Annotated in this window: 14 protein-coding genes and 1 pseudogene; 10 read left to right on the top strand and 5 right to left on the bottom strand. The window is 59.9% G+C overall.

The window, feature by feature from the left end:
- The 3 genes from KQ661_RS02300 to KQ661_RS02290 form a co-directional block, all read right to left on the bottom strand.
- Positions 1 to 594, bottom strand: a complete 594-nt coding sequence (locus KQ661_RS02300; protein ID WP_216685549.1) for a hypothetical protein — start codon at positions 592 to 594, stop codon at positions 1 to 3.
- 20 nt (positions 595 to 614) lie between these two features.
- Positions 615 to 1652: a selenide, water dikinase SelD gene (gene selD, locus KQ661_RS02295; RefSeq protein ID WP_216679157.1), complete on the bottom strand. Its 1038-nt coding sequence runs from the start codon at positions 1650 to 1652 to the stop codon at positions 615 to 617.
- Positions 1653 to 1738: 86 nt separating this feature from the next.
- Positions 1739 to 2287: a DUF2911 domain-containing protein gene (locus KQ661_RS02290; protein ID WP_226929797.1), complete on the bottom strand. Its 549-nt coding sequence runs from the start codon at positions 2285 to 2287 to the stop codon at positions 1739 to 1741.
- A gap of 285 nt (positions 2288 to 2572) precedes the next feature.
- Between KQ661_RS02290 and KQ661_RS02285 the strand changes: the two genes are divergently transcribed.
- The 3 genes and pseudogenes from KQ661_RS02285 to infB all read left to right on the top strand — a co-directional run bounded on the left by KQ661_RS02285 (position 2573) and on the right by infB (position 7907).
- Complete coding sequence (locus KQ661_RS02285) at positions 2573 to 3058, top strand: LSm family protein (protein ID WP_226915689.1); 486 nt, start codon at positions 2573 to 2575, stop codon at positions 3056 to 3058.
- A gap of 153 nt (positions 3059 to 3211) precedes the next feature.
- Positions 3212 to 4444 (top strand): annotated as a pseudogene (gene nusA / locus KQ661_RS02280) (transcription termination factor NusA); the annotation flags it as partial.
- 346 nt (positions 4445 to 4790) lie between these two features.
- A complete protein-coding gene (gene infB, locus KQ661_RS02275) occupies positions 4791 to 7907 on the top strand; it encodes a translation initiation factor IF-2 (RefSeq protein ID WP_216685548.1) in 3117 nt (1038 codons plus the stop codon).
- Between the two features lie 207 nt (positions 7908 to 8114).
- On the opposite strand, the gene KQ661_RS02270 is transcribed toward infB, so the two are convergent.
- Entirely contained in the window at positions 8115 to 8564 is a 450-nt protein-coding gene (locus KQ661_RS02270; RefSeq protein ID WP_216685547.1) for a hypothetical protein, read from the bottom strand.
- A gap of 240 nt (positions 8565 to 8804) precedes the next feature.
- On the bottom strand, positions 8805 to 9185 hold the full coding sequence (gene mscL, locus KQ661_RS02265; RefSeq protein WP_216685546.1) for a large conductance mechanosensitive channel protein MscL: 381 nt from the start codon (positions 9183 to 9185) through the stop codon (positions 8805 to 8807).
- A 244-nt stretch (positions 9186 to 9429) separates the two neighbouring features.
- Here mscL and KQ661_RS02260 point away from each other — a divergent pair, with 244 nt between their 5' ends.
- The 7 genes from KQ661_RS02260 to KQ661_RS02230 all read left to right on the top strand — a co-directional run bounded on the left by KQ661_RS02260 (position 9430) and on the right by KQ661_RS02230 (position 17929).
- On the top strand, positions 9430 to 10221 hold the full coding sequence (locus KQ661_RS02260; RefSeq protein WP_216685545.1) for an enoyl-CoA hydratase/isomerase family protein: 792 nt from the start codon (positions 9430 to 9432) through the stop codon (positions 10219 to 10221).
- Positions 10222 to 10328: 107 nt separating this feature from the next.
- Positions 10329 to 11840, top strand: a complete 1512-nt coding sequence (locus tag KQ661_RS02255; RefSeq protein WP_216685544.1) for a lipopolysaccharide biosynthesis protein — start codon at positions 10329 to 10331, stop codon at positions 11838 to 11840.
- Positions 11841 to 11897: 57 nt separating this feature from the next.
- Positions 11898 to 12332 carry a dUTP diphosphatase gene (dut, locus tag KQ661_RS02250; RefSeq protein ID WP_216679151.1) on the top strand — a complete coding sequence of 145 codons (435 nt, stop codon included), beginning with the start codon at positions 11898 to 11900 and terminating at the stop codon, positions 12330 to 12332.
- A gap of 126 nt (positions 12333 to 12458) precedes the next feature.
- Entirely contained in the window at positions 12459 to 13469 is a 1011-nt protein-coding gene (locus KQ661_RS02245; RefSeq protein WP_168671501.1) for a sugar phosphate nucleotidyltransferase, read from the top strand.
- A gap of 166 nt (positions 13470 to 13635) precedes the next feature.
- On the top strand, positions 13636 to 15456 hold the full coding sequence (locus tag KQ661_RS02240) for a tetratricopeptide repeat protein (protein ID WP_216679150.1): 1821 nt from the start codon (positions 13636 to 13638) through the stop codon (positions 15454 to 15456).
- Entirely contained in the window at positions 15449 to 16237 is a 789-nt protein-coding gene (locus KQ661_RS02235) for a DUF4292 domain-containing protein (protein ID WP_216679149.1), read from the top strand. Before KQ661_RS02240 ends, KQ661_RS02235 begins: the two co-directional genes overlap by 8 nt.
- 171 nt (positions 16238 to 16408) lie before the next feature.
- Positions 16409 to 17929 carry a murein hydrolase activator EnvC family protein gene (locus KQ661_RS02230; RefSeq protein ID WP_216685543.1) on the top strand — a complete coding sequence of 507 codons (1521 nt, stop codon included), beginning with the start codon at positions 16409 to 16411 and terminating at the stop codon, positions 17927 to 17929.
- Positions 17930 to 18140 lie beyond the last annotated feature (211 nt).

Genomic DNA, 18140 nt, shown 5'->3' with positions numbered 1-18140 from the left:
CTACACCCAGCACCAGGCTTTAATGCGCCGGTCCGTTGGCAGGCTGCGTAGGAATACCGCCAGCGGCTCCAGCTCCGTGAGCAGCGAGGTGAGGGTAATGCTGCGGCCATCGTGCAGGTGCAGCGTCAGGTAGTCATATTTTGCCCAGAAGGTGCGGCGGGCGCTGCACGTCATGTGCTCCACGCAGGCCAGGTCGCGCCGCTCGAATGGCAGCCGCTGGCCCGCCGCATACACTTCAAACCGATTATCAACGGGCTGAAAAACCAGCACCGTGTCGTGGTTCAGCACCCAGTAGCGCAGATGCAGCAGCAGCGCCGGTCCGCTCAGCCCCAGCGTGAAGGCCATAAAGCCCAGCGTCAGGGCCCACTCGAACCCGCTCACCGGCGTGCTGCTCATGGCCACGGCCGGCAGCACGCTCAAGCCCGCGCCCAGCGCCAGCAGCGGCCAGAATAGCAGCCGCATTTGCCGCGCCGCCGTGGTCTGGTACACCTGGGTACGCTTTGCGAACAGGCCCGTCACCCAGCGTGCCGCCCCCAGCACCACAAACAGCACGATGGCCGCTTCGAGCAACGGGCGGAAGAAAGTCGATTTCATGCCGAAAAAACTGCCCGGCGCTACGCCTGCACCTGCACCCAGGCCTCGCCGTCGGTGTGCGCGCGCAGGTGGCCAAAGCTTTCCAGCGCCAGCCCAAACCGGGCAAATACTTCTTCCACGGCCGCACGCCCGGCTGGGTCCACGCACACCAGCAGCCCGCCCGAAGTCTGCGGGTCACAAAGCCACGCCCGCTGCTCGTCCGTCACCGCACCTATTTTGTGGCCGTAGCTGGCCCAGTTGCGGCCTGTGCCGCCGGGCACGCTGCCCTGCTTCAGGTAGTCTTCGGCTGCCGCGATGCGCGGTACTTTATTGAAGTCGATTTCAGCCGTCAGGTGGCTGCCTTCGCACACCTCGGCCAGGTGGCCAAGCAGGCCAAAGCCCGTCACATCCGTCAGGGCCGTCACGGCGGTTAGCTTGCTCAGGTCCGCGCCAATCTTGTTCAGCTGCATCATCTGAGCCGGCGCGATATCGGCGTCCTCATCCCGCAGAATACCTTTTTTCTGAGCCGTCGTCATGATGCCCACGCCCAACGGCTTGGTCAGAAACAATTCTGAGCCAGCCGTAGCCGTATCATTCTGCTTCAGGTCTTTAACATCAACCATGCCCGTCACGGCCAAACCAAAAATAGGCTCCGGTGAGTCGATGCTGTGCCCGCCCGCCAGCGGAATGCCCGCCTCGGCGCAGATGCTACGCGCCCCTTCCAGCACGCGGCGCGCTACCTCGGGCGGCAGCTTATCCACGGGCCAGCCCAGCACGGCAATGGCCAGCAGCGGCCGGCCGCCCATCGCATACACATCCGAAATAGCGTTGGCCGACGCAATGCGCCCGAAATCATAGGCATCATCCACGATGGGCATAAAAAAGTCGGTAGTCGAAATCACCGCCTGGCCGCCGCCAATGTCGTACACGGCCGCGTCGTCGCGGCTGGCGTTGCCCACCAGCAGGTTGGGGTGCTGGGGCTGGGCAATGCTGGTGTGCAGCATCTGGTCGAGCACGGCCGGCGCGATTTTGCAGCCGCAGCCCGCACCGTGGCTGTATTGAGTGAGCTTGTATTCCATGGGTTGCTAAAGTCGAGCGAAAGCATAAAAGTAAGCGGGCGGCCCACCATGGGCCGCCCGCTTACTTTCCATTCAGTAAATAGCGGCTATTTGATGGCCACGGGCAATTCTACGTTCTCCCAGCGCAGCACCAGGGCCTTGGGCGTCACCTCATAGGCCAGCCGCTCGGTGAGGGCCGTTTTGCGGGGCGTCACCATCACGCGCAGCGCATCCTGCTTCTCATCGTACTTGAAAGCGCCCCACTGGTTGGATACCTTATTAAAGATGACCGTCCACGCTCCTGCGGTCGGAATCACGAAGAAGCCATACTTGCCGGCGGGCAGGGCTTTGCCTCCCACCGTCACGGCTTTGCTGAATTCCACCGTGGTGGCCTCGTTGGCCCCGGCGCGCCATACTTTGCCATACGGCTCCAGCCCGCCGAAAATCTTGCGGCCTTTCACGCCCGGGCTGCTGTATTTCACGGTCACATCGGCCGCGCCAATCTTGCCGGTTGTGGTGGCCGCCGGGCTGGGCTTGGCTGCGTCCTTAGCGGGAGCCGACATGGTGGCGGGCATTGTTTGGGCGTGGGCACCGGCACCGGCCAGCACCAGCGTCAGGCCGAAAGCAGCGGTGCGAAGAATCGGGAAAGCTTTCATGAAAAAGAGATTTGAAAATGAGGGTGAACGAGGCCGTGAAGGTTGGCCGGCGACTCGCAAACCCCACATCAGCCGCCGAGGTTTACCAACGCCAGCGATTGCCGCTGGCGTTGCCGCAATCATTTCCTTACGCCCGGCACTTTGGCCGTTCGCCCCGCGGGAGCAGGGGAGGGGCCGCCGCACGGCTCCATCTTGCTTTCGGCGGCCAATTGTCGTACCTTTGCCCCGAAGTTGGTATTCAATCTGATAAAGAGGGGACGCGCAGTCCCCTCTTTTTTTGCCCGCTTGTTTCAAAACCCTATGCACTTCGACCGCAACCTGCTGCTGGAAATGCTCCACGACGCCATCGGCGAAGAAGAGCTGTTCATCGTGAGCCTCACCTTGTCCGATTCGGTGCTGCCCAAGGTCACCGTCACCCTCGACGGCCCCAACGGCCTCGCCATTCAGGCCTGCGCTACCATTAGCCGCCGTCTGGCCCGTCGCATCGACGAGCACTACGGCGAAGAATCCGCCTATTCCCTGGAAGTCACCAGCCCCGGTGCCGACCAGCCCCTCACCGACCCGCGCCAGTACCCGCGCCATATCGGCCGCTCGCTGGCCCTCAAGCTGGCCGACGGTACCGAGAAAACCGGCACCCTCACCGCCGCCACCGCCGAGGGCGTGGAAATCGAAGAAGTTATCAAACAGAAAACCAAGAAAACGACCCTGCCCGCCGCCTTTTTTCCTTTCGGGGACATTCAGGAGGCCAAGGTTGTTATTTCCTTCAAGTAATAATCACTGATTTTAGCGGATTTTAGCGGATTTCACGGATTTTGTAGACACCGCCCCCAGCGCTCTATACATGTCCTAAAGCAGAGTACCTCTGCAACGAAATCGACTACAAAATCCGTGAAATCCGTGAAAAATCCGTGAAATCAGTGATTTATGAACAGCCACGAACTCATTGAATCCTTCGGCGAATTCGCCCGGAGCAAGAACATTGACCGGCCCACGATGATGAGCATCCTGGACGACGTGTTTCGTACCATGATTCGGAAGAAATACGACCAGGACGAAAACTTCGACGTTATCATCAACCCTGATAACGGTGACCTCGAAATTTGGCGCAACCGCGAAATCGTGGACGATAACTCGGAGGATATTTGGGACCACGATAAAATTCCACTGGCCGAGGCGCAGAAAATCGAGCCCGACTTTGAAGTAGGCGAGTCCGTGGCCGAAGGCGTGAAGCTGGAGGATTTCGGCCGCCGCGCCGTGCTCATGGCCCGCCAAACGCTGATTCAGCGCGTGAAAGACCTCGAGCGCGACAACCTGTACCAGAAGTACAAGGACCAGGTAGGCGAAATTGTGACCGGTGAAGTGTACCAGGTGTGGAGCCGTGAGGCTCTCATCATGGACAAGGACGACAACGAGCTGGTGATGCCGAAAGGCGAGCAAATCCCCAAGGACCGTTTCCGCAAGGGCGATACCGTACGGGCTGTAGTACACCGCGTGGAAGTGATTAACGGCACGCCGAAAATCATCCTCTCCCGTGCCGCACCCGCTTTCCTCGAGCGCTTGTTCGAGCTGGAAGTGCCCGAGATTTACGATGGTCTCATCGTTATCAAAAACGTAGTGCGCGAGCCCGGCGAACGCGCCAAAGTAGCCGTAGAAAGCTACGACGAGCGCATTGACCCCGTGGGTGCCTGCGTGGGCATGAAGGGCAGCCGCATTCACCCGGTGGTGCGCGAGCTGGAAAATGAAAATATCGATATTATCAATTATACTGATAACTTAGAGCTTTATATTGCGCGGGCACTATCGCCGGCCAAAGTAGGTTCTATGAAGATAAACCAGGAGAACGGCCGGGTTTCCGTATTCATGAAGCCCGACCAGGTGAGCCTGGCCATCGGCCGTGGCGGTGCCAACATTAAGTTGGCCAGCCGGTTGGTGGGCATGGAAATCGACGTGTTCCGCGAAGCCATCGACTACGAGGAAGATATTTCGCTGGACGAGTTCCAGGACGAAATCGAGCCTTGGGTACTGGCCGAGCTGAAAAAAATCGGTTTGGATACCGGCCGTGCCGTACTGGCGGTGAAGAAAGACGACATCGTGCGCCGTACGGAGTTGGAGGAAGAAATGGTGGACGATGTGTACCGCATTATCCGTCAGGAATTTGCCGACGACGAAGACCTCGACGAAAACTCGTTGGAATCGGCTAAAAACCGCGTTGCTACCGGCAAAACGGTTGAAGTGGCCGAGGAAGAAGCTGCGGTCACGCACGCTTCGGAAACCGACACAACCCCCGAGCATACCCCTCTGGTGACTGAAATGACCAACGAAAACCAACCAACGATTGAGGAAGCGGGCGCGAGCTCTCCCGCCGAGCCAGCCCAATGACGGCCGCGCGGCCGGTACGGCAAGGGTAACAAATCGAGCCAGTAGGCACGGTTTGCAACCTGCTGGCAAGATTTAATGTAATACCTTTGCACCTAGAAGCGTATCGTTACGCGAGAAAAGATAAATGGCGGAAGCAACCCCGAAACGGCTACAACAGGCAGCCAAAGACCTGAATATTGGAATGGACAGGGTGGTAGAAGCCCTGGCCAAGAAAGGTATACAAGTAGAGAACAAGCCGACTACGAAACTCACCGGTGAGCAAGTGGCCTCGCTGGAGAAGGAATTCGCGGCCTCTGCCCACGACCGTCAAGAAGCCCAGAAAGTCATTCAGGCCAAGCGCCAGAGCGACCTTGACGCCGCGCCTAAGCCCCCCGCGCCGGCCCCCCGGCCTGCGCCCGTGGCTGTGCACGCCCCGGCCCCTAAGCCCGCCGCGCCCGTGGCAGCTCCGGTAGCTGCCGCTCCGGCGGTGGCTCCGGTTGCCCCCGCGCCAGCACCGGCTCCGGCCGCGCCTGCTGCTCCGGTAGTGGCCGCGCCAGCCCCTGCTCCCAGCGTACTCGGCCTTAAAGTGCTGGGTAAAATTGAGCTGGACAGCAAAGGCCGTGTGGTTCCGCCCCGGGCCGCTGCCCCGGCTCCCGTGGCTGCCGCTCCGGCTGCTGCGGCACCCGCTCCCGCTCCCGCTCCCGTAGCTCCGAAAGTGGAGGCTCCGGCTGCTTCCGCGCCGAAAGCAGAAGCTCCGGCTGCCCCGGCACCGGTTGCTGCTCCGGCACCCGTGGCCCAGCACGTAGCCAAAGCTGAGCCGGTGGCTCCGGCTCCGATTGCCGCTGCGCCGGTAGTTGCCGCTACTCCGGTTGCTGCTCCTGTCGCTGCTGCACCAGCCGCTCCGGCCGCCGTAGCACCTGCTGCTGTGCCTCCGGTTGTGCCAGCCGAGCCCGCTGCTGCGCCCGAAGATACCAGCACCATCGTAGCGAAGTCGGACACGCTGAAAGGCCTGACCGTTCTCGGTAAAATCGACCTGTCGTCTATCAACAATGACCGGCGTGGGCCGGGTGGCCGTGGCCCCCGTCCCATTGCTTCGTCTGATGTGAGCAAGCGCGGTCTGCCCGCTGGCCCCGGCCAGAAGAAGCGCACCCGCTTGCCCGGCCCTCCCGGCAGCACCACCAGCCCGCCCAGCCCCGGCTATCAGGGCAACCGCCCTGCAGGTGGTGGCACGGGTGGTGGCTATCAGGGCAACCGGCCCAATAATGGTCCCGGCGGTAACCGTCCCAGTGGTCCCGGCCAGCGCCCCGGCCAGTCGGCTCCCAAGCCTAACGCTCCCGCACTCACCCCTGAGCAGGCTGAAAAGCAGATTCAGGAGCAGATTAAGGCCACGCTGGCCAAGCTCGGTGGCAACAAGGGCGGCAACAATCAGAACCGCGCCAAGTACCGCCGCGACAAGCGCAGCATGCTGGCAGAGGACCGCGAGGCCCTGCGCGCACAGAACGAGCTCGACGCCAAGACCCTCAAGCTCACCGAATTCATCTCGGCCAATGACTTGGCCTCGCTGATGGACGTGAACGTGAACGAGGTAATCAAGGTGTGTCTGGGCATGGGTATGTTCGTGTCCATCAACCAGCGTCTAGATGCCGAAGCCATTACCGTGATTGCCGATGAATTTGGCTTTGACGTGGAGTTCCTGTCGGCTGAGGAAGAGGAAATTGATGTTGACGCCGGCGATGCCGAGGAAGACCTCAAGCCCCGTGCCCCCATCGTGACCATCATGGGCCACGTCGACCACGGCAAAACGTCGCTGCTTGACTACATCCGCGATGCGAGTGTGGCCAAAGGCGAAGCCGGTGGTATTACGCAGCACATTGGTGCCTACGAAGTGCGCACCAAAACGGGCCAAGCTATTACTTTCCTTGATACGCCTGGTCACGAAGCCTTTACGGCCATGCGTGCCCGTGGTGCCAAGGTGACGGATATTGCTATCATCGTGGTAGCCGCCGACGACTCGGTGATGCCGCAGACTAAGGAAGCCATCAACCACGCGCAGGCTGCCGGGGTGCCGATTATCATCGCCCTCAACAAGATTGACAAGCAGTCGGCCAACCCCGAGAAAATCCGTGAGGAGCTTTCCCAGATTAACATTCTGGTGGAAGAGTGGGGTGGTAAATACCAGAGCCAGGAGGTTTCGGCCAAATCGGGCATTGGTATTGAGGAGCTACTGGAGAAGGTGCTGCTGGAGGCCGAATTGCTCGACCTGAAAGCGAATCCTGACCGCGGTGCCATCGGTACCGTGATTGAAGCCTCGCTTGACAAAGGCCGTGGCTACGTAACCACCGTGCTGGTGCAAACCGGTACGCTGAACGTGGGCGACATTATCCTCGCCGGCCCGCACTTTGGCCGCGTGAAGGCCATGACCGACCATCGCGGCAAGAAAATGAAGACTGCGCCGCCCGCTACGCCGGTGCAGGTGCTCGGCTTGACCGGAGCCCCGCAGGCTGGCGACCGTATCCAGGTAATGGAAACGGAGCGCGAAGCCCGCGAAATGGCTACTCAGCGCCTCCAGTTGGCCCGCGAGCAAACCATCCGGACCAAGAAGCATATCACGCTGGACGAAATTGGTCGCCGTTTGGCTATCGGTTCGTTCAAGGAACTCAACATCCTGGTGAAGGGCGACGTGGATGGCTCGGTGGAAGCACTTTCCGACTCGCTGCTGAAACTAAGCACGCCGGAAGTGAAGGTGAACATCCTCTCGAAAGGGGTGGGTGCCATCTCGGAAAGCGACGTGCTGCTGGCTTCGGCCTCCGACGCCATCATCATCGGCTTCCAGGTGCGGCCCTCGCAGAGTGCACGCAAGCTAGCTGAGAACGAGCAGATTGACATCCGTTTGTACTCCATCATTTACAACGCCATCAATGAGGTGAAGGATGCCATGGAAGGCATGCTGGCCCCAACGGTGCAGGAAGTGGTGACTGCCAATGCCGAAGTACGCATGGTGTTCAACATCACCAAAGTGGGCACCATTGCCGGCTGTATGATGACGGAAGGCACCCTGACCCGCAAAACCAAGGTGCGCGTGGTTCGCAACGGCATCGTGATGTACACCGGCGATATCCAGGACCTCAAGCGTTTCAAAGACGATGTGAGTGAAGTACGCCAGGGCTACGAATGTGGTATCTCCATCAAAGGCTTCAACGAGCTTATTGAAGGTGACAACATCGAAGGCTTCGAAGAAAAGGAAATCAAGCGCACACTCTAGACCACGGATTAGCGCGGATTTTAACGGATTTCGTGGATGACGTAGAAAAGCAAAAAGGCTTACCACACGGCAAGCCTTTTTGCTTTTCTATACTCAATTAATCCTCACTTAAAAGCAAAAAAGGCTGCCCTGTAGGGCAGCCTTTGTGATGTTTACAATCGTCCACAAAATCCGTGAAATCCGTTAAAATCCGCGTTAATCCGTGGTCTAGAAGAATAGAAGCTTGTGTTTGCTTTTGTGCTTGTGTACCAATGGCTTGCCAGCCGGATTGGAGCTGCCAGCGGTGTGGCCCATGCCGCGCTTACTCACGTAGCCGGGCTTGCCGGGCTGGGTCTTGAACTTGCGAACCATGAAGCCGTTGCCGCTACGGTTGGAGTCGAACTGGCGATCGGGGCCGCGGGCACCGAAACTGGTGTTGCCGGTGCGGGCTTCGAGCAGCTCAAGCTGCTGGTCGCGCTTCACTTCATCGGGCGACATGGCGGCGCGGCGCTGGTTGCGGGCCAGCTCCTGGGCATTGTTGGCCGTGGTGACGCGGGCATCTTCTTCGCTGGATGCTTTGCCGGGCATGGGGAAAGCGGGGCCGGTCTGGGCGTGAGCTACCGAGGAAGCTCCGAAACTCAAGCCGCCGAAAAGTGCGGCAACAAACAATACTTTCATGGGGCGCAATGGGAGTGAGGGGAGCAGGATAGCGGCCTAACGATTGAGACAATGGGGTGGTTCAATACGGCTACCTAAAAGGACGGCCCGGGGCGTTAGGTGGCCCCTAAGTTGGCAACTTATTTTGAATCGACCAATTAACTGCCTTGAATAAAACGAATGGTTGAAGCAAAAAAGGCGAAAACCGTGGCCTGCCACTCGGCAAACCACGGTTTTTTTCGGTTGAACGGAATGGGCAACTTAGGCGCGGCCGGCGCGCAGCGAGTCGCGGATTTCCATGAGCAGCTGCTGGTCGGTGGTGGGCGGCGGGGACGCGGGCGCGGCTACTACCTCAAGCGGTTTCTTCTTGATGCTGTTGGCACCCTTCACGATAAAGAAGATGATGAGCGCCAGGATGAGGAAACCCACAACGGCATTCATGAATAAACCGATTTTGACGGGGCCGACGTTAATCGCCGAAAAATCGGGCTTGCCACCAATCAAGCCCACAATCGGCATGATGACATCGTCGGTGAGCGAGGATACGATTTTGCCAAATGCGCCGCCGATGATAACGCCGACCGCTAGGTCGAGCACATTGCCTTTGGAGATAAATTCTTTAAATTCGGAAACAAAGCCCATAGTAGTTAAGGAGTTGGGAGTGAAAAAGGGGTAGGTCTGGCGCCAAACTAAGTATTTAAATTCAAATACTTACTTCTGTTTACTGTTGCAAAGGTGGGTTGTTTCGGAAAGTGTTGGGGCCGGTTTTGGTTGAAATGGATGCGCCAGGCGTTGAGCCGGGTAATTATCCCGACCGGCATGGGCCGGTGCGTGTCCTATCTTTGGCGCTGCCAACCGCATTTCGGGGCCTCTTTATTTCGCTGCTATGTCTGCTTCTTTCGAAAACCTGCTCTACGACCTGGATGCTGCCAGCGGCATCCTCACCATCACCATCAATCGCCCCACCAAGCTCAACGCCCTGAACGCAGCCACCATAGCCGATATCGACGCGGCCGTGCAGCAGGCGCTGGCCGAGCCGCAGGTGCGCGGCATTATCCTGACGGGCAGCGGCGAGAAGGCGTTTGTGGCCGGGGCCGATATTGCAGAGCTGGCCGCCCTCACGCCCGACCGGGCCGGTCGGGCTTCTTTAGCGGGGCAGGAGGCGTTTGCCCGCATCGAGGCCAGCACGAAGCCTGTGGTGGCAGCCGTGAACGGCTTTGCACTGGGCGGCGGCTGCGAGCTGGCTATGGCCTGCCACATGCGCGTGGCGTCGGACAATGCCCGGTTTGGGCAGCCTGAAGTGAACCTGGGCTTACCTCCCGGCTACGGCGGCACCCAGCGCCTGCCCCAGCTCATCGGTAAAGGCAAGGCCATTGAGCTGCTGCTGACGGCCGACATGGTGAAGGCCGACGAAGCCCTGCGGCTGGGCCTGGTGAATCATGTGGTGCCCCAGGCCGAGCTGCTGCCCTTCTGCACGCAGCTGTTGACGAAGATTCTGGGCAAGGCCCCGCTGGCCGTGGCCCTGGTGCTGGACTGCGTGAACGCGCACTACGCCAAGAATGCCGACGGCTACGAAACCGAAGCCCAGGCGTTTGAGCGGGCTTTTGAGAGCGAGGATTTCAAGGAAGGCACTACGGCCTTTGTGGAGAAGCGCCCGGCGGTGTTCACGGGGAAGTGAAATTAAAAATGAATAATTAAAAATTAAAAATGAGCAGCAGAACTGCCAAGTGCCCACCATTTGAGCCAATTTTTAATTTTTAATTCGCAATTTTTAATTTGTTTCGAATGAGTGTAGCTAAAAAATTAGCCTCCCAGACGGCGGTGTACGGCGTGAGCAGTATTGTGGGCCGGGTGCTCACGTACTTGCTGGTGCCGATATACACAGGGGCATTTGCGGCGGCCGAGTATGGAGTGGTGACGGGGCTATATGCCTACGTGTCGTTTCTGAACGTGTTGTTTACCTACGGTATGGAAACCACGTTTTTCCGTTTCGCCAACCGGCCTGGCACCGACCGCAAGGAGCTGTACGACCGGGTGCTGAGTCTGTTGTTTGTGAGCACGGCCGGGCTCACGGTGCTGCTGGTGCTGCTGGCGCGCCCATTGCTGGGGCTGCTGGAGATTCCGCCCGGCCACGAGCAGTATGCCGTGTGGGTGGCCCTTATTCTGGGGCTGGATGCGCTGACGGCCATTCCGTTTGCTCGGCTGCGGCTGGAGAACAAGGCGCGCAAGTTTGCCGGTATCAAGCTGGCCGGCATCATCGTCAATGTAGCGCTGAACCTGTTTTTCATCGTCCTCTGTCCGGCCGTGATGAGCGGTAAATGGCTGCCGGGCCTGCAGCCACTAGTGGCGCGGGTGTATGACCCGTCGGTGGGTGTGGGCTACGTGTTTCTGAGTAACCTGTTTGCCAGCGGCCTCACGCTGCTGCTGCTGGGGCGCGAGCTGCTGGATTTCCGCTTCCGGCTGAACGTGGTATTTCTGAAGCCGTTGCTGGGCTATGCTTTTCCGCTGATGCTGATGGGACTGGCTGGCATGGTGAACGAAACGCTGGACCGTATTCTGCTACCCAAGTGGCTGCCGGATAATTTCTACCCGGGCCAGAGCAGCCTCACGGCGGTGGGCATTTACGGAGCGTGCTACAAACTGAGCATCTTCATGTCGCTGGTTATTCAGGCGTTCCGCTACGCGGCCGAGCCGTTCTTCTTTGCCCAGAGCACGGAGAAGAACTCGCCGGCTATGTTTGCCATGATATTGAAGTGGTTTACGCTGTGCTGCGCGGTGATATTCGTGGGCATCAGCCTGAACGTGGAAGACTTCGGGCAGCTGTTTCTGCGGCGGCCGGAGTATTTGCAGGGACTAGTGGTGGTGCCCATTCTGCTGCTGGCCAACCTGTTTCTGGGCGTTTATTACAACCTGTCGGTGTGGTTCAAACTCACCGATAAGACGTACTACGGCACCTATATAGGGGCGGGCGGGGCGGTGCTCACCATTGCCCTCAACTTCCTGCTGATTCCCCTGCTGGGCTACTTAGGCTCGGCCATTGCCACGCTGGCCTGCTACTTTATGATGGCCGTGCTGTGCTGGCAGCTGGGCGAGCGGCACTTTCCGGTGCCGTATCCGGCGTTGCGGCTGGGACTGTGGCTGGTGTTTGCCTCGGGGCTGGTGGCACTGGGCTGGTGGGTGCAGCCAGCGGGCTGGTGGCTGCGCCACGCCTGGCACGCGGGCCTGACGGTGGCCTTCCTGCTGGCGCTGTACGGGGTGGAGCGGCCCCGGCCGGCAATGCGTGTTGCCGAGGCATAGACAGGTTAGGATAGTATAGGCATGGGACTATCTTTGCCCGTTCCCTTATCACTGCTCATGCAAATTCCCGTTATCAATAACTCGGGCCACCCGCTGCCCGAATACCAAACGCCCCACGCTGCCGGCCTCGACCTGCGCGCTCATCTCACAGCTGGCCCCGTCACGCTCGGGCCGCTGGAGCGCCAGCTTATTCCTACCGGCCTGAGCCTGGAAATTCCGGTGGGCTATGAGGCTCAGGTGCGCCCCCGCAGCGGCCTGGCCGTGAAGCACGGCATTGGCATCGTGAACAGTCCGGGAACAATTGATGCCGACTACCGGGGCGAAATCCGGGTGCTGCTCGTGAATTTATCCAACGAGCCTTTCGTGGTAAATGACGGCGAACGCATTGCCCAGCTGATAGTTGCCAAACACGAAACCATTGCCTGGCAGCCCGTTGAGGAACTGAGTGTAACCCAACGCGGCGCGGGCGGGTATGGAAGTACGGGCGTGTAGTGCGAAGCGGTGCTTCGCGGCTTCTTGCTGCTTAATTAGTCAGAGCCGTTGGTATTTGCGAAGCACCGCTTCGCACTACACTTGCTTTGCACCCATAACTATTAACCAACTCTCTTTAAAATAAATATGAAAATCATCGTTCCGATGGCCGGCATGGGCAAACGCATGCGCCCCCACACCCTCACCGTTCCCAAGCCCCTCATTCCCATTGCGGGCAAGCCCATTGTGCAGCGCCTCGTGGAGGATATTGCCAAGGTGTGCGGCGAGCCGGTGGACGAGGTGGCCTTCATTATTGGCCGCTTTGGGGCCGAGGTGGAGAAGAGCCTGGTGAAAATTGCGGAATCGGTGGGGGCCAAGGGCACCATCGTGTACCAGGACGAGCCGCTGGGCACGGCCCACGCCATTCTGTGCGCCAAGGATTCCTTGACCGGCCCGCTGGTGGTGGCTTTTGCCGATACGCTGTTTAAGGCCGATTTCACGCTGGATTCCAGCGTGCCCGGTACCATCTGGGTGCAGCAGGTGGCCGACCCCAAGCCCTTCGGCGTGGTGAAACTGGATGCCCAGGGCCGCATCACCGATTTCGTGGAGAAGCCCCAGACATTTGTGTCGGACTTGGCCATCATCGGCATCTACTATTTCCAGGACGGCGAGTACCTGCGTACCGAGCTGCAATACCTGCTCGACAATGACATCAAGGACAAGGGCGAGTACCAGCTCACCAATGCCCTGGAAAATATGAAGAACAAAGGCACCGTCTTCGTACCCGGCCGCGTGACCGAGTGGCTCGACTGCGGCAACAAGGACGCCACGGTCTTCACCAACCAGCGCTACCTGGAGTACCTGAAGGAGCGCGGCGAGTCGCTGGTGCACGAGTCGGCTAAAATCACCAATTCGGTGCTGCTGGAGCCAGTGTACATCGGCGAGGGCGCTATCATTACCGATTCGGTGGTGGGGCCGCACGTTTCGTTGGGTGCGCACTCCAACGTGCGCGACTCGCGCCTGTCGAACTCCATTGTGCAGCAGTCGGCCTCGGTGCTGAACGCGGTTATCAGCAATTCGATGATTGGCAACTTCGCCACCGTGACCGGCACGCCCGATGACCTGAGCCTTGGCGATTATAACCAGCTGCGGGTGTGATGGCCAGCGGCGGGCAGTGAGAAGCGGGAAGTGGGGTGAAATTAATTGGTAGCTTATCCCGTTATGGGTGAGAGCGGCAATTACCACGCCTCACTTCCCGCTTCCCGCTGCCATTACTATTCCCCGTAATTTCGTGGGCCGGACCTCAGGTCCGGCTTTCTTGTATATGCGTCAAGTTGTTCTGAGTCTGCTGTTTTGGGTGGGGCTGACGGCCCCGGGGTACGCGCAGGCCCCATCGGGGACCCTTGGGCCGCCCGCCAAGCTGAGCCGTAAGGAGCAGCGGGTGCTGGAAAAAGAGCAGCGCGAGCTGGAAAAGAAAGTAGCCGAGCTACGGGCGAAGCGCGCCACCGCACCCGCCCTGTCGGAGCGGGAGAAGGAGCAGAGCGAGGCGTTGTTTGTGGAAGGCGTGAAGTACGTGCTGCTGGAAGACTACGCCAAAGGCCTCGAAAACCTGCTGAAAGCCCATGCGTTGAGTCCCGACAACGCGGCTGTTAATTACAAGATTGCCGAAGCCAGCCTGCTGAGCGGCAACCTGCGCGACGCCACTAATTACGCCGAAGCAGCCACCCGCCTCGACCCGAAAAACGCCTATTACTACTTGCTGCTGGCCCAGGCGCAGGCCAGCCAGAAGCAGTACGAGGCGGCCACCAAAACCTACGCCGCGCTCATCAAGCAAGTGCCTAACTCGGGCAGCTACCTGTTCAATCTGGCCGACCTGTACCTGGCCCAGAACCGCCTGCCCGAAGCCCTCACCACCCTGGACCAGGCCGAAAAGGAATTTGGCCAGGTTGATGAGATTTCCTTTAAGAAGCAGCAGATTTACCTCAAGCAAAATAAGCTGGACTTGGCCCTGGGCGAGGGCGAAAAGCTCATCAAGGCCAACCCCACTGAGCCCCGCTATGTGCTGGCCCAGGCTGAGATGTACGCCAGCAACAATCGCCTGCCCGACGCCGTGCGCGTGACCCAGCAGGCCCTGCGCCTCGACCCCGACAACCCCCAGGCCCACCTGATACTCTCGGAAGTATACCGCCAGCAGAAGCAGGACGAAGAGGCCGACCAGCAGCTGCGCCAGGCCTTCGCCAGTCCCGCGCTGGATATTGACGCCCGAGTGCGGATTCTGGTGGGCTACATCAAGCAGCTGCCCAGCCCCAAGGAGCCGCTGAACCAGCTGGTGCGCGACCTGGCCGCGGCCACAGTCAAAGTTTATCCGAAGGATGCGAAATCCTACGCCGTGGCCGGCGATGTGCAAACCCTGACCGACCATAAGAAGGAAGCCCGCGATACCTACCTGCAAGCCCTGCGCTACGATAATTCCAAGTTCCAGGTATGGCAGCAGGTGGTACTCATTGATGCCGAGCTGACCCAGACCGATTCGCTGCTCGCGCATTCGGGCCGGGCGCTGGAGCTGTTTCCCAACCAGGCGTCGCTGTGGTTCTACAACGGCGTGGCCCACCTGCTGAAAAAGCAGCCCCAGAAAGGCGTGAAAGCCCTGGAGCACGGCCGCCGGTTGGTGGTGAATAACGCGCCGCTGCTGGGCCAGTTCGATGCCCAGCTCGGCGATGCCTACCACGAGCTACACGAATACGAAAAGTCGGATGCGGCCTACGAGTCGGCCTTGGTGAGCGACCCGGACAATGTGCAGGTGCTGAATAATTACAGCTATTTTCTGTCGTTACGGGGCGAAAAGCTGGACAAGGCCAAGCAGATGTCTGGCAAAGTTGTGAAACAATTTCCCGACAATGACACCTATCTGGACACGTATGCCTGGGTGCTCTACAAGCAAAAGGATTATAGCGGGGCCAAAAATGCCCTGGAAAAGGCGCTGCAAACCACCAAGGACGGCTCCATTATCGAGCACTACGGCGACGTGTTATTCCAGCTCGGTGACAAGGATAAAGCTGCTGTGGAATGGCAGCGGGCTCACAAAATCGGAGGAACTTCCGACCTGCTGGAGCGAAAATTGAAAGACCATAAATTGTATGAATAAAGTTACGCTACTGCTGGCCCTGGGGCTGCTGGGCAGCTGCGCCCGCAAGGCCGTGCCCACCACTGCCTCGGCAGCCGGGCCGGGCACCTCCACCCCCATAATGGAGCCCACCCTGCCCTCGGTACAGGCCATCAATACTACCTTCATCTTTCTCAATGCCAAGGGGAAGGCCCAGATTAATATGAAGGGCAATAAGCAGGGGGCTAACCTGGCGCTGCGCATGCGCCGCGACAGCATCATCTGGGTGTCGGCGGGCCTGGCGGGTATTGAGGGCGTGCGCGCCGTGCTCACCCACGATTCGGTGCGGGTGATGAACCGGCTGGACAAAACCTATTTCTCGGGCGGCTACGACTACCTGAGCAAGCTGCTGAACGTGCCCGTGAGCTTTGCCCAGATGCAGGCCCTACTACTCGGCGACTACCTGCCCGCCCCTACCGGTACCAAGCCCACCGTGGCTGCCGAAGAGGCTGGCCGCCAGCGCGTGAGCTACCCCCTGGCCGATGTGCTGGTGGAGCGCCTGATGCAAACCGCCACTGGCCGCGTGCAGCAGCTGAAGATGAGCGACGAAGCCACCAAGCGCAACCTCACCGTCGATTATGCCGACTTCCAGCCGCTGGATGAGCCGACGGGCCTGCCTTTCGCATACTCCACTGTTATTCAGGCACAGCAGTCGTCGGCGGGCGTGGTCACGGCCGACATCAACTACAATAAAGTGAATACCGGCCGGGAGCGGCTGAGCTTCCCTTTTGCCGTGCCCAAGAGCTTCCGGCGCATCAGGTAGCCGGTCTGGAAGTGGGGGGTGAGTGGTTGTTGGTTGTTATTAACAATCAACAACCACTCACCCGATTACCTTTGCCCTGCCATATAAGTGGTGGGTTTTGAATGGTACACGTTGAATAAGCAGGTAGTACAGGCTGAGAAGGCACTTATTTCAGAAGCGAAAGCTGGCGCGATGGCTATTCGCGGCCGGTGGTGGCTATTCGCCCTGCTGGGGCTGCTGCTGGCCGGGCCCGTAGGCGCGCAGAACCGCAAGCCCAGGAAACTGGCTAAGCCGGCCCGGCAGCCCGCTAAGTCAGCCCGTAGCACTAAGCCGACCACCCGCACCCGCCCAAAGGCTGCCGCCAGCCCCCGGCCGGCCCGCGCCAAAAGCAAGGAGCAGCTGGAGCGCGAGCGCCAGACCAACCTCCGCCAGATTCAGAAAACCAGCCAGGCCCTGAACCAGACCCAGGAAAAGAAAAAGGTGAGCCTGGGCCAGCTCCACGTCATCACCGAGAAGCTGACGGTGAAAAAGCAGGTTATTCAGGGGATTTCGACGCAATTGCAGGGCATCGAAACCAACGTGCACCAGACGGCTAAGCAGGTTATTCAAACCCAGCAAACGCTGGCCCAGCTCAAGGCCGAATATTCACGGCTGCTTTACACGGCTTCAAAAACGGCCAACGGCTTCAACCGGCTTATGTTTTTGTTTGCCTCGGAGTCATTCAACCAGTTTGCGCTGCGGCTGCGCTACATCCGGCAGTACACCGAGGAGCGGCAGCGGCAGGCGGCTCGCATCATGGGCACGCAGTACCGGCTGCACCAGGAGCTGTCGGGCCTGACGAAGCAGCAACAGCGTAAAAGCAGCCTGCTCAACAGCCAGCTGAGCGAGAACAATAACCTGCTCAGCCTCAAGTCGAAAGAAGACGACATGGTGCAGCAGCTCAGCCAGCAGGAGCAGGGCCTGCGCCAAGAGCTGGAAGAGCGCCGCCAGGCCGTGAACCGCCTCGATAACCTGATTGCCGAGCGGGTGCGCGAGGAAATAGCCCGCGCCGCCCGGGCCGCCCGCCTGGCTGCTCGCCGCGAAGCCGCTCTGGCTGCCGCCCGCGATGCCCGCCGCGCTGCCGCCGCCCGCAATAGCGCCGGCGTGGCCCGCACCCGCCGCGACCCGGAAACCGCCAGCAGCTCCGATACCGACAACGCCACGGCCGCTCCCGAAAGCGACGCGCCCGAAACGGCCGCCGAAGCCGCCGCCGACCGCCGCGCCGTTCGCATTGCCCTCACGCCCGAAGCGGCGGGCCTGTCGTCTTCCTTTGCCGGCAACCGGGGGCGGCTGCCCTGGCCCGTGAGCCGGGGCTTCATCAGCCAGCGCTTTGGCCGGCACCCGCACCCGGTGCTGAAAAATGTGACGGTAGAAAACCGGGGCGTCGACATCCAGACCGGGGCCGATGAGGCCGTGCGGTCGTGCTTCGATGGCAAGGTGCTCACCATTGCCAACATCGCGGGCATGAACACCATCGTCATGATTCAGCACGGCGATTTTTTCACGGTGTATGCCAAGCTGCGCTCCGTGAGCGTGCACGAGGGCCAGCACGTAAGCGCCAAGGAGGTCATCGGCACGGTGGCCACCGATGCCGAGGGCACGTCCGAAGTGCAGTTTCAGGTGTGGCACAACTCGTCTAACCTGAACCCTGAAAGCTGGCTGGGCCACCGGTAGCCGGGCCGTTGGGCCATCGTAGGCTCCATCCGCTTTCTCAGGCCAAACCGGGCTGAAATAAAAAAACCCGCTCCAAAGGTGCGGGTCTTTCTGAGCTATGAAAACAAACTTAGCTGTCGGCCGCAGGGGCTATTAGCCTGCCGCAACCGATAACTATAGCAAAGATGGTGGGCTGAGCGGCCTGTTACCCGGGTAACTCGGTGAAAGGAGC

The sequence above is a fragment of the Hymenobacter siberiensis genome, from assembly GCF_018967845.1.
GTDB lineage: Bacteria > Bacteroidota > Bacteroidia > Cytophagales > Hymenobacteraceae > Hymenobacter > Hymenobacter siberiensis.
Note: the sequence above shows the minus strand (reverse complement) of the source record. Positions and strands in the feature narration are given on the sequence as shown.

What these genes read in the sequence shown, in the direction of transcription:
- KQ661_RS02235 (WP_216679149.1), top strand. Translation starts at nt 15,449, where the DNA reads ATGAATAAAGTTACGCTACTGCTGGCCCTGGGGCTGCTGGGCAGCTGC.
- KQ661_RS02290 (WP_226929797.1), bottom strand. Translation starts at nt 2,287, where the DNA reads ATGAAAGCTTTCCCGATTCTTCGCACCGCTGCTTTCGGCCTGACGCTG.
- mscL (WP_216685546.1), bottom strand. Translation starts at nt 9,185, where the DNA reads ATGGGCTTTGTTTCCGAATTTAAAGAATTTATCTCCAAAGGCAATGTG.
- KQ661_RS02230 (WP_216685543.1), top strand. Translation starts at nt 16,409, where the DNA reads ATGGCTATTCGCGGCCGGTGGTGGCTATTCGCCCTGCTGGGGCTGCTG.
- KQ661_RS02260 (WP_216685545.1), top strand. Translation starts at nt 9,430, where the DNA reads ATGTCTGCTTCTTTCGAAAACCTGCTCTACGACCTGGATGCTGCCAGC.
- dut (WP_216679151.1), top strand. Translation starts at nt 11,898, where the DNA reads ATGCAAATTCCCGTTATCAATAACTCGGGCCACCCGCTGCCCGAATAC.
- selD (WP_216679157.1), bottom strand. Translation starts at nt 1,652, where the DNA reads ATGGAATACAAGCTCACTCAATACAGCCACGGTGCGGGCTGCGGCTGC.
- KQ661_RS02255 (WP_216685544.1), top strand. Translation starts at nt 10,329, where the DNA reads ATGAGTGTAGCTAAAAAATTAGCCTCCCAGACGGCGGTGTACGGCGTG.
- KQ661_RS02245 (WP_168671501.1), top strand. Translation starts at nt 12,459, where the DNA reads ATGAAAATCATCGTTCCGATGGCCGGCATGGGCAAACGCATGCGCCCC.
- KQ661_RS02270 (WP_216685547.1), bottom strand. Translation starts at nt 8,564, where the DNA reads ATGAAAGTATTGTTTGTTGCCGCACTTTTCGGCGGCTTGAGTTTCGGA.
- KQ661_RS02240 (WP_216679150.1), top strand. Translation starts at nt 13,636, where the DNA reads ATGCGTCAAGTTGTTCTGAGTCTGCTGTTTTGGGTGGGGCTGACGGCC.
- KQ661_RS02300 (WP_216685549.1), bottom strand. Translation starts at nt 594, where the DNA reads ATGAAATCGACTTTCTTCCGCCCGTTGCTCGAAGCGGCCATCGTGCTG.
- infB (WP_216685548.1), top strand. Translation starts at nt 4,791, where the DNA reads ATGGCGGAAGCAACCCCGAAACGGCTACAACAGGCAGCCAAAGACCTG.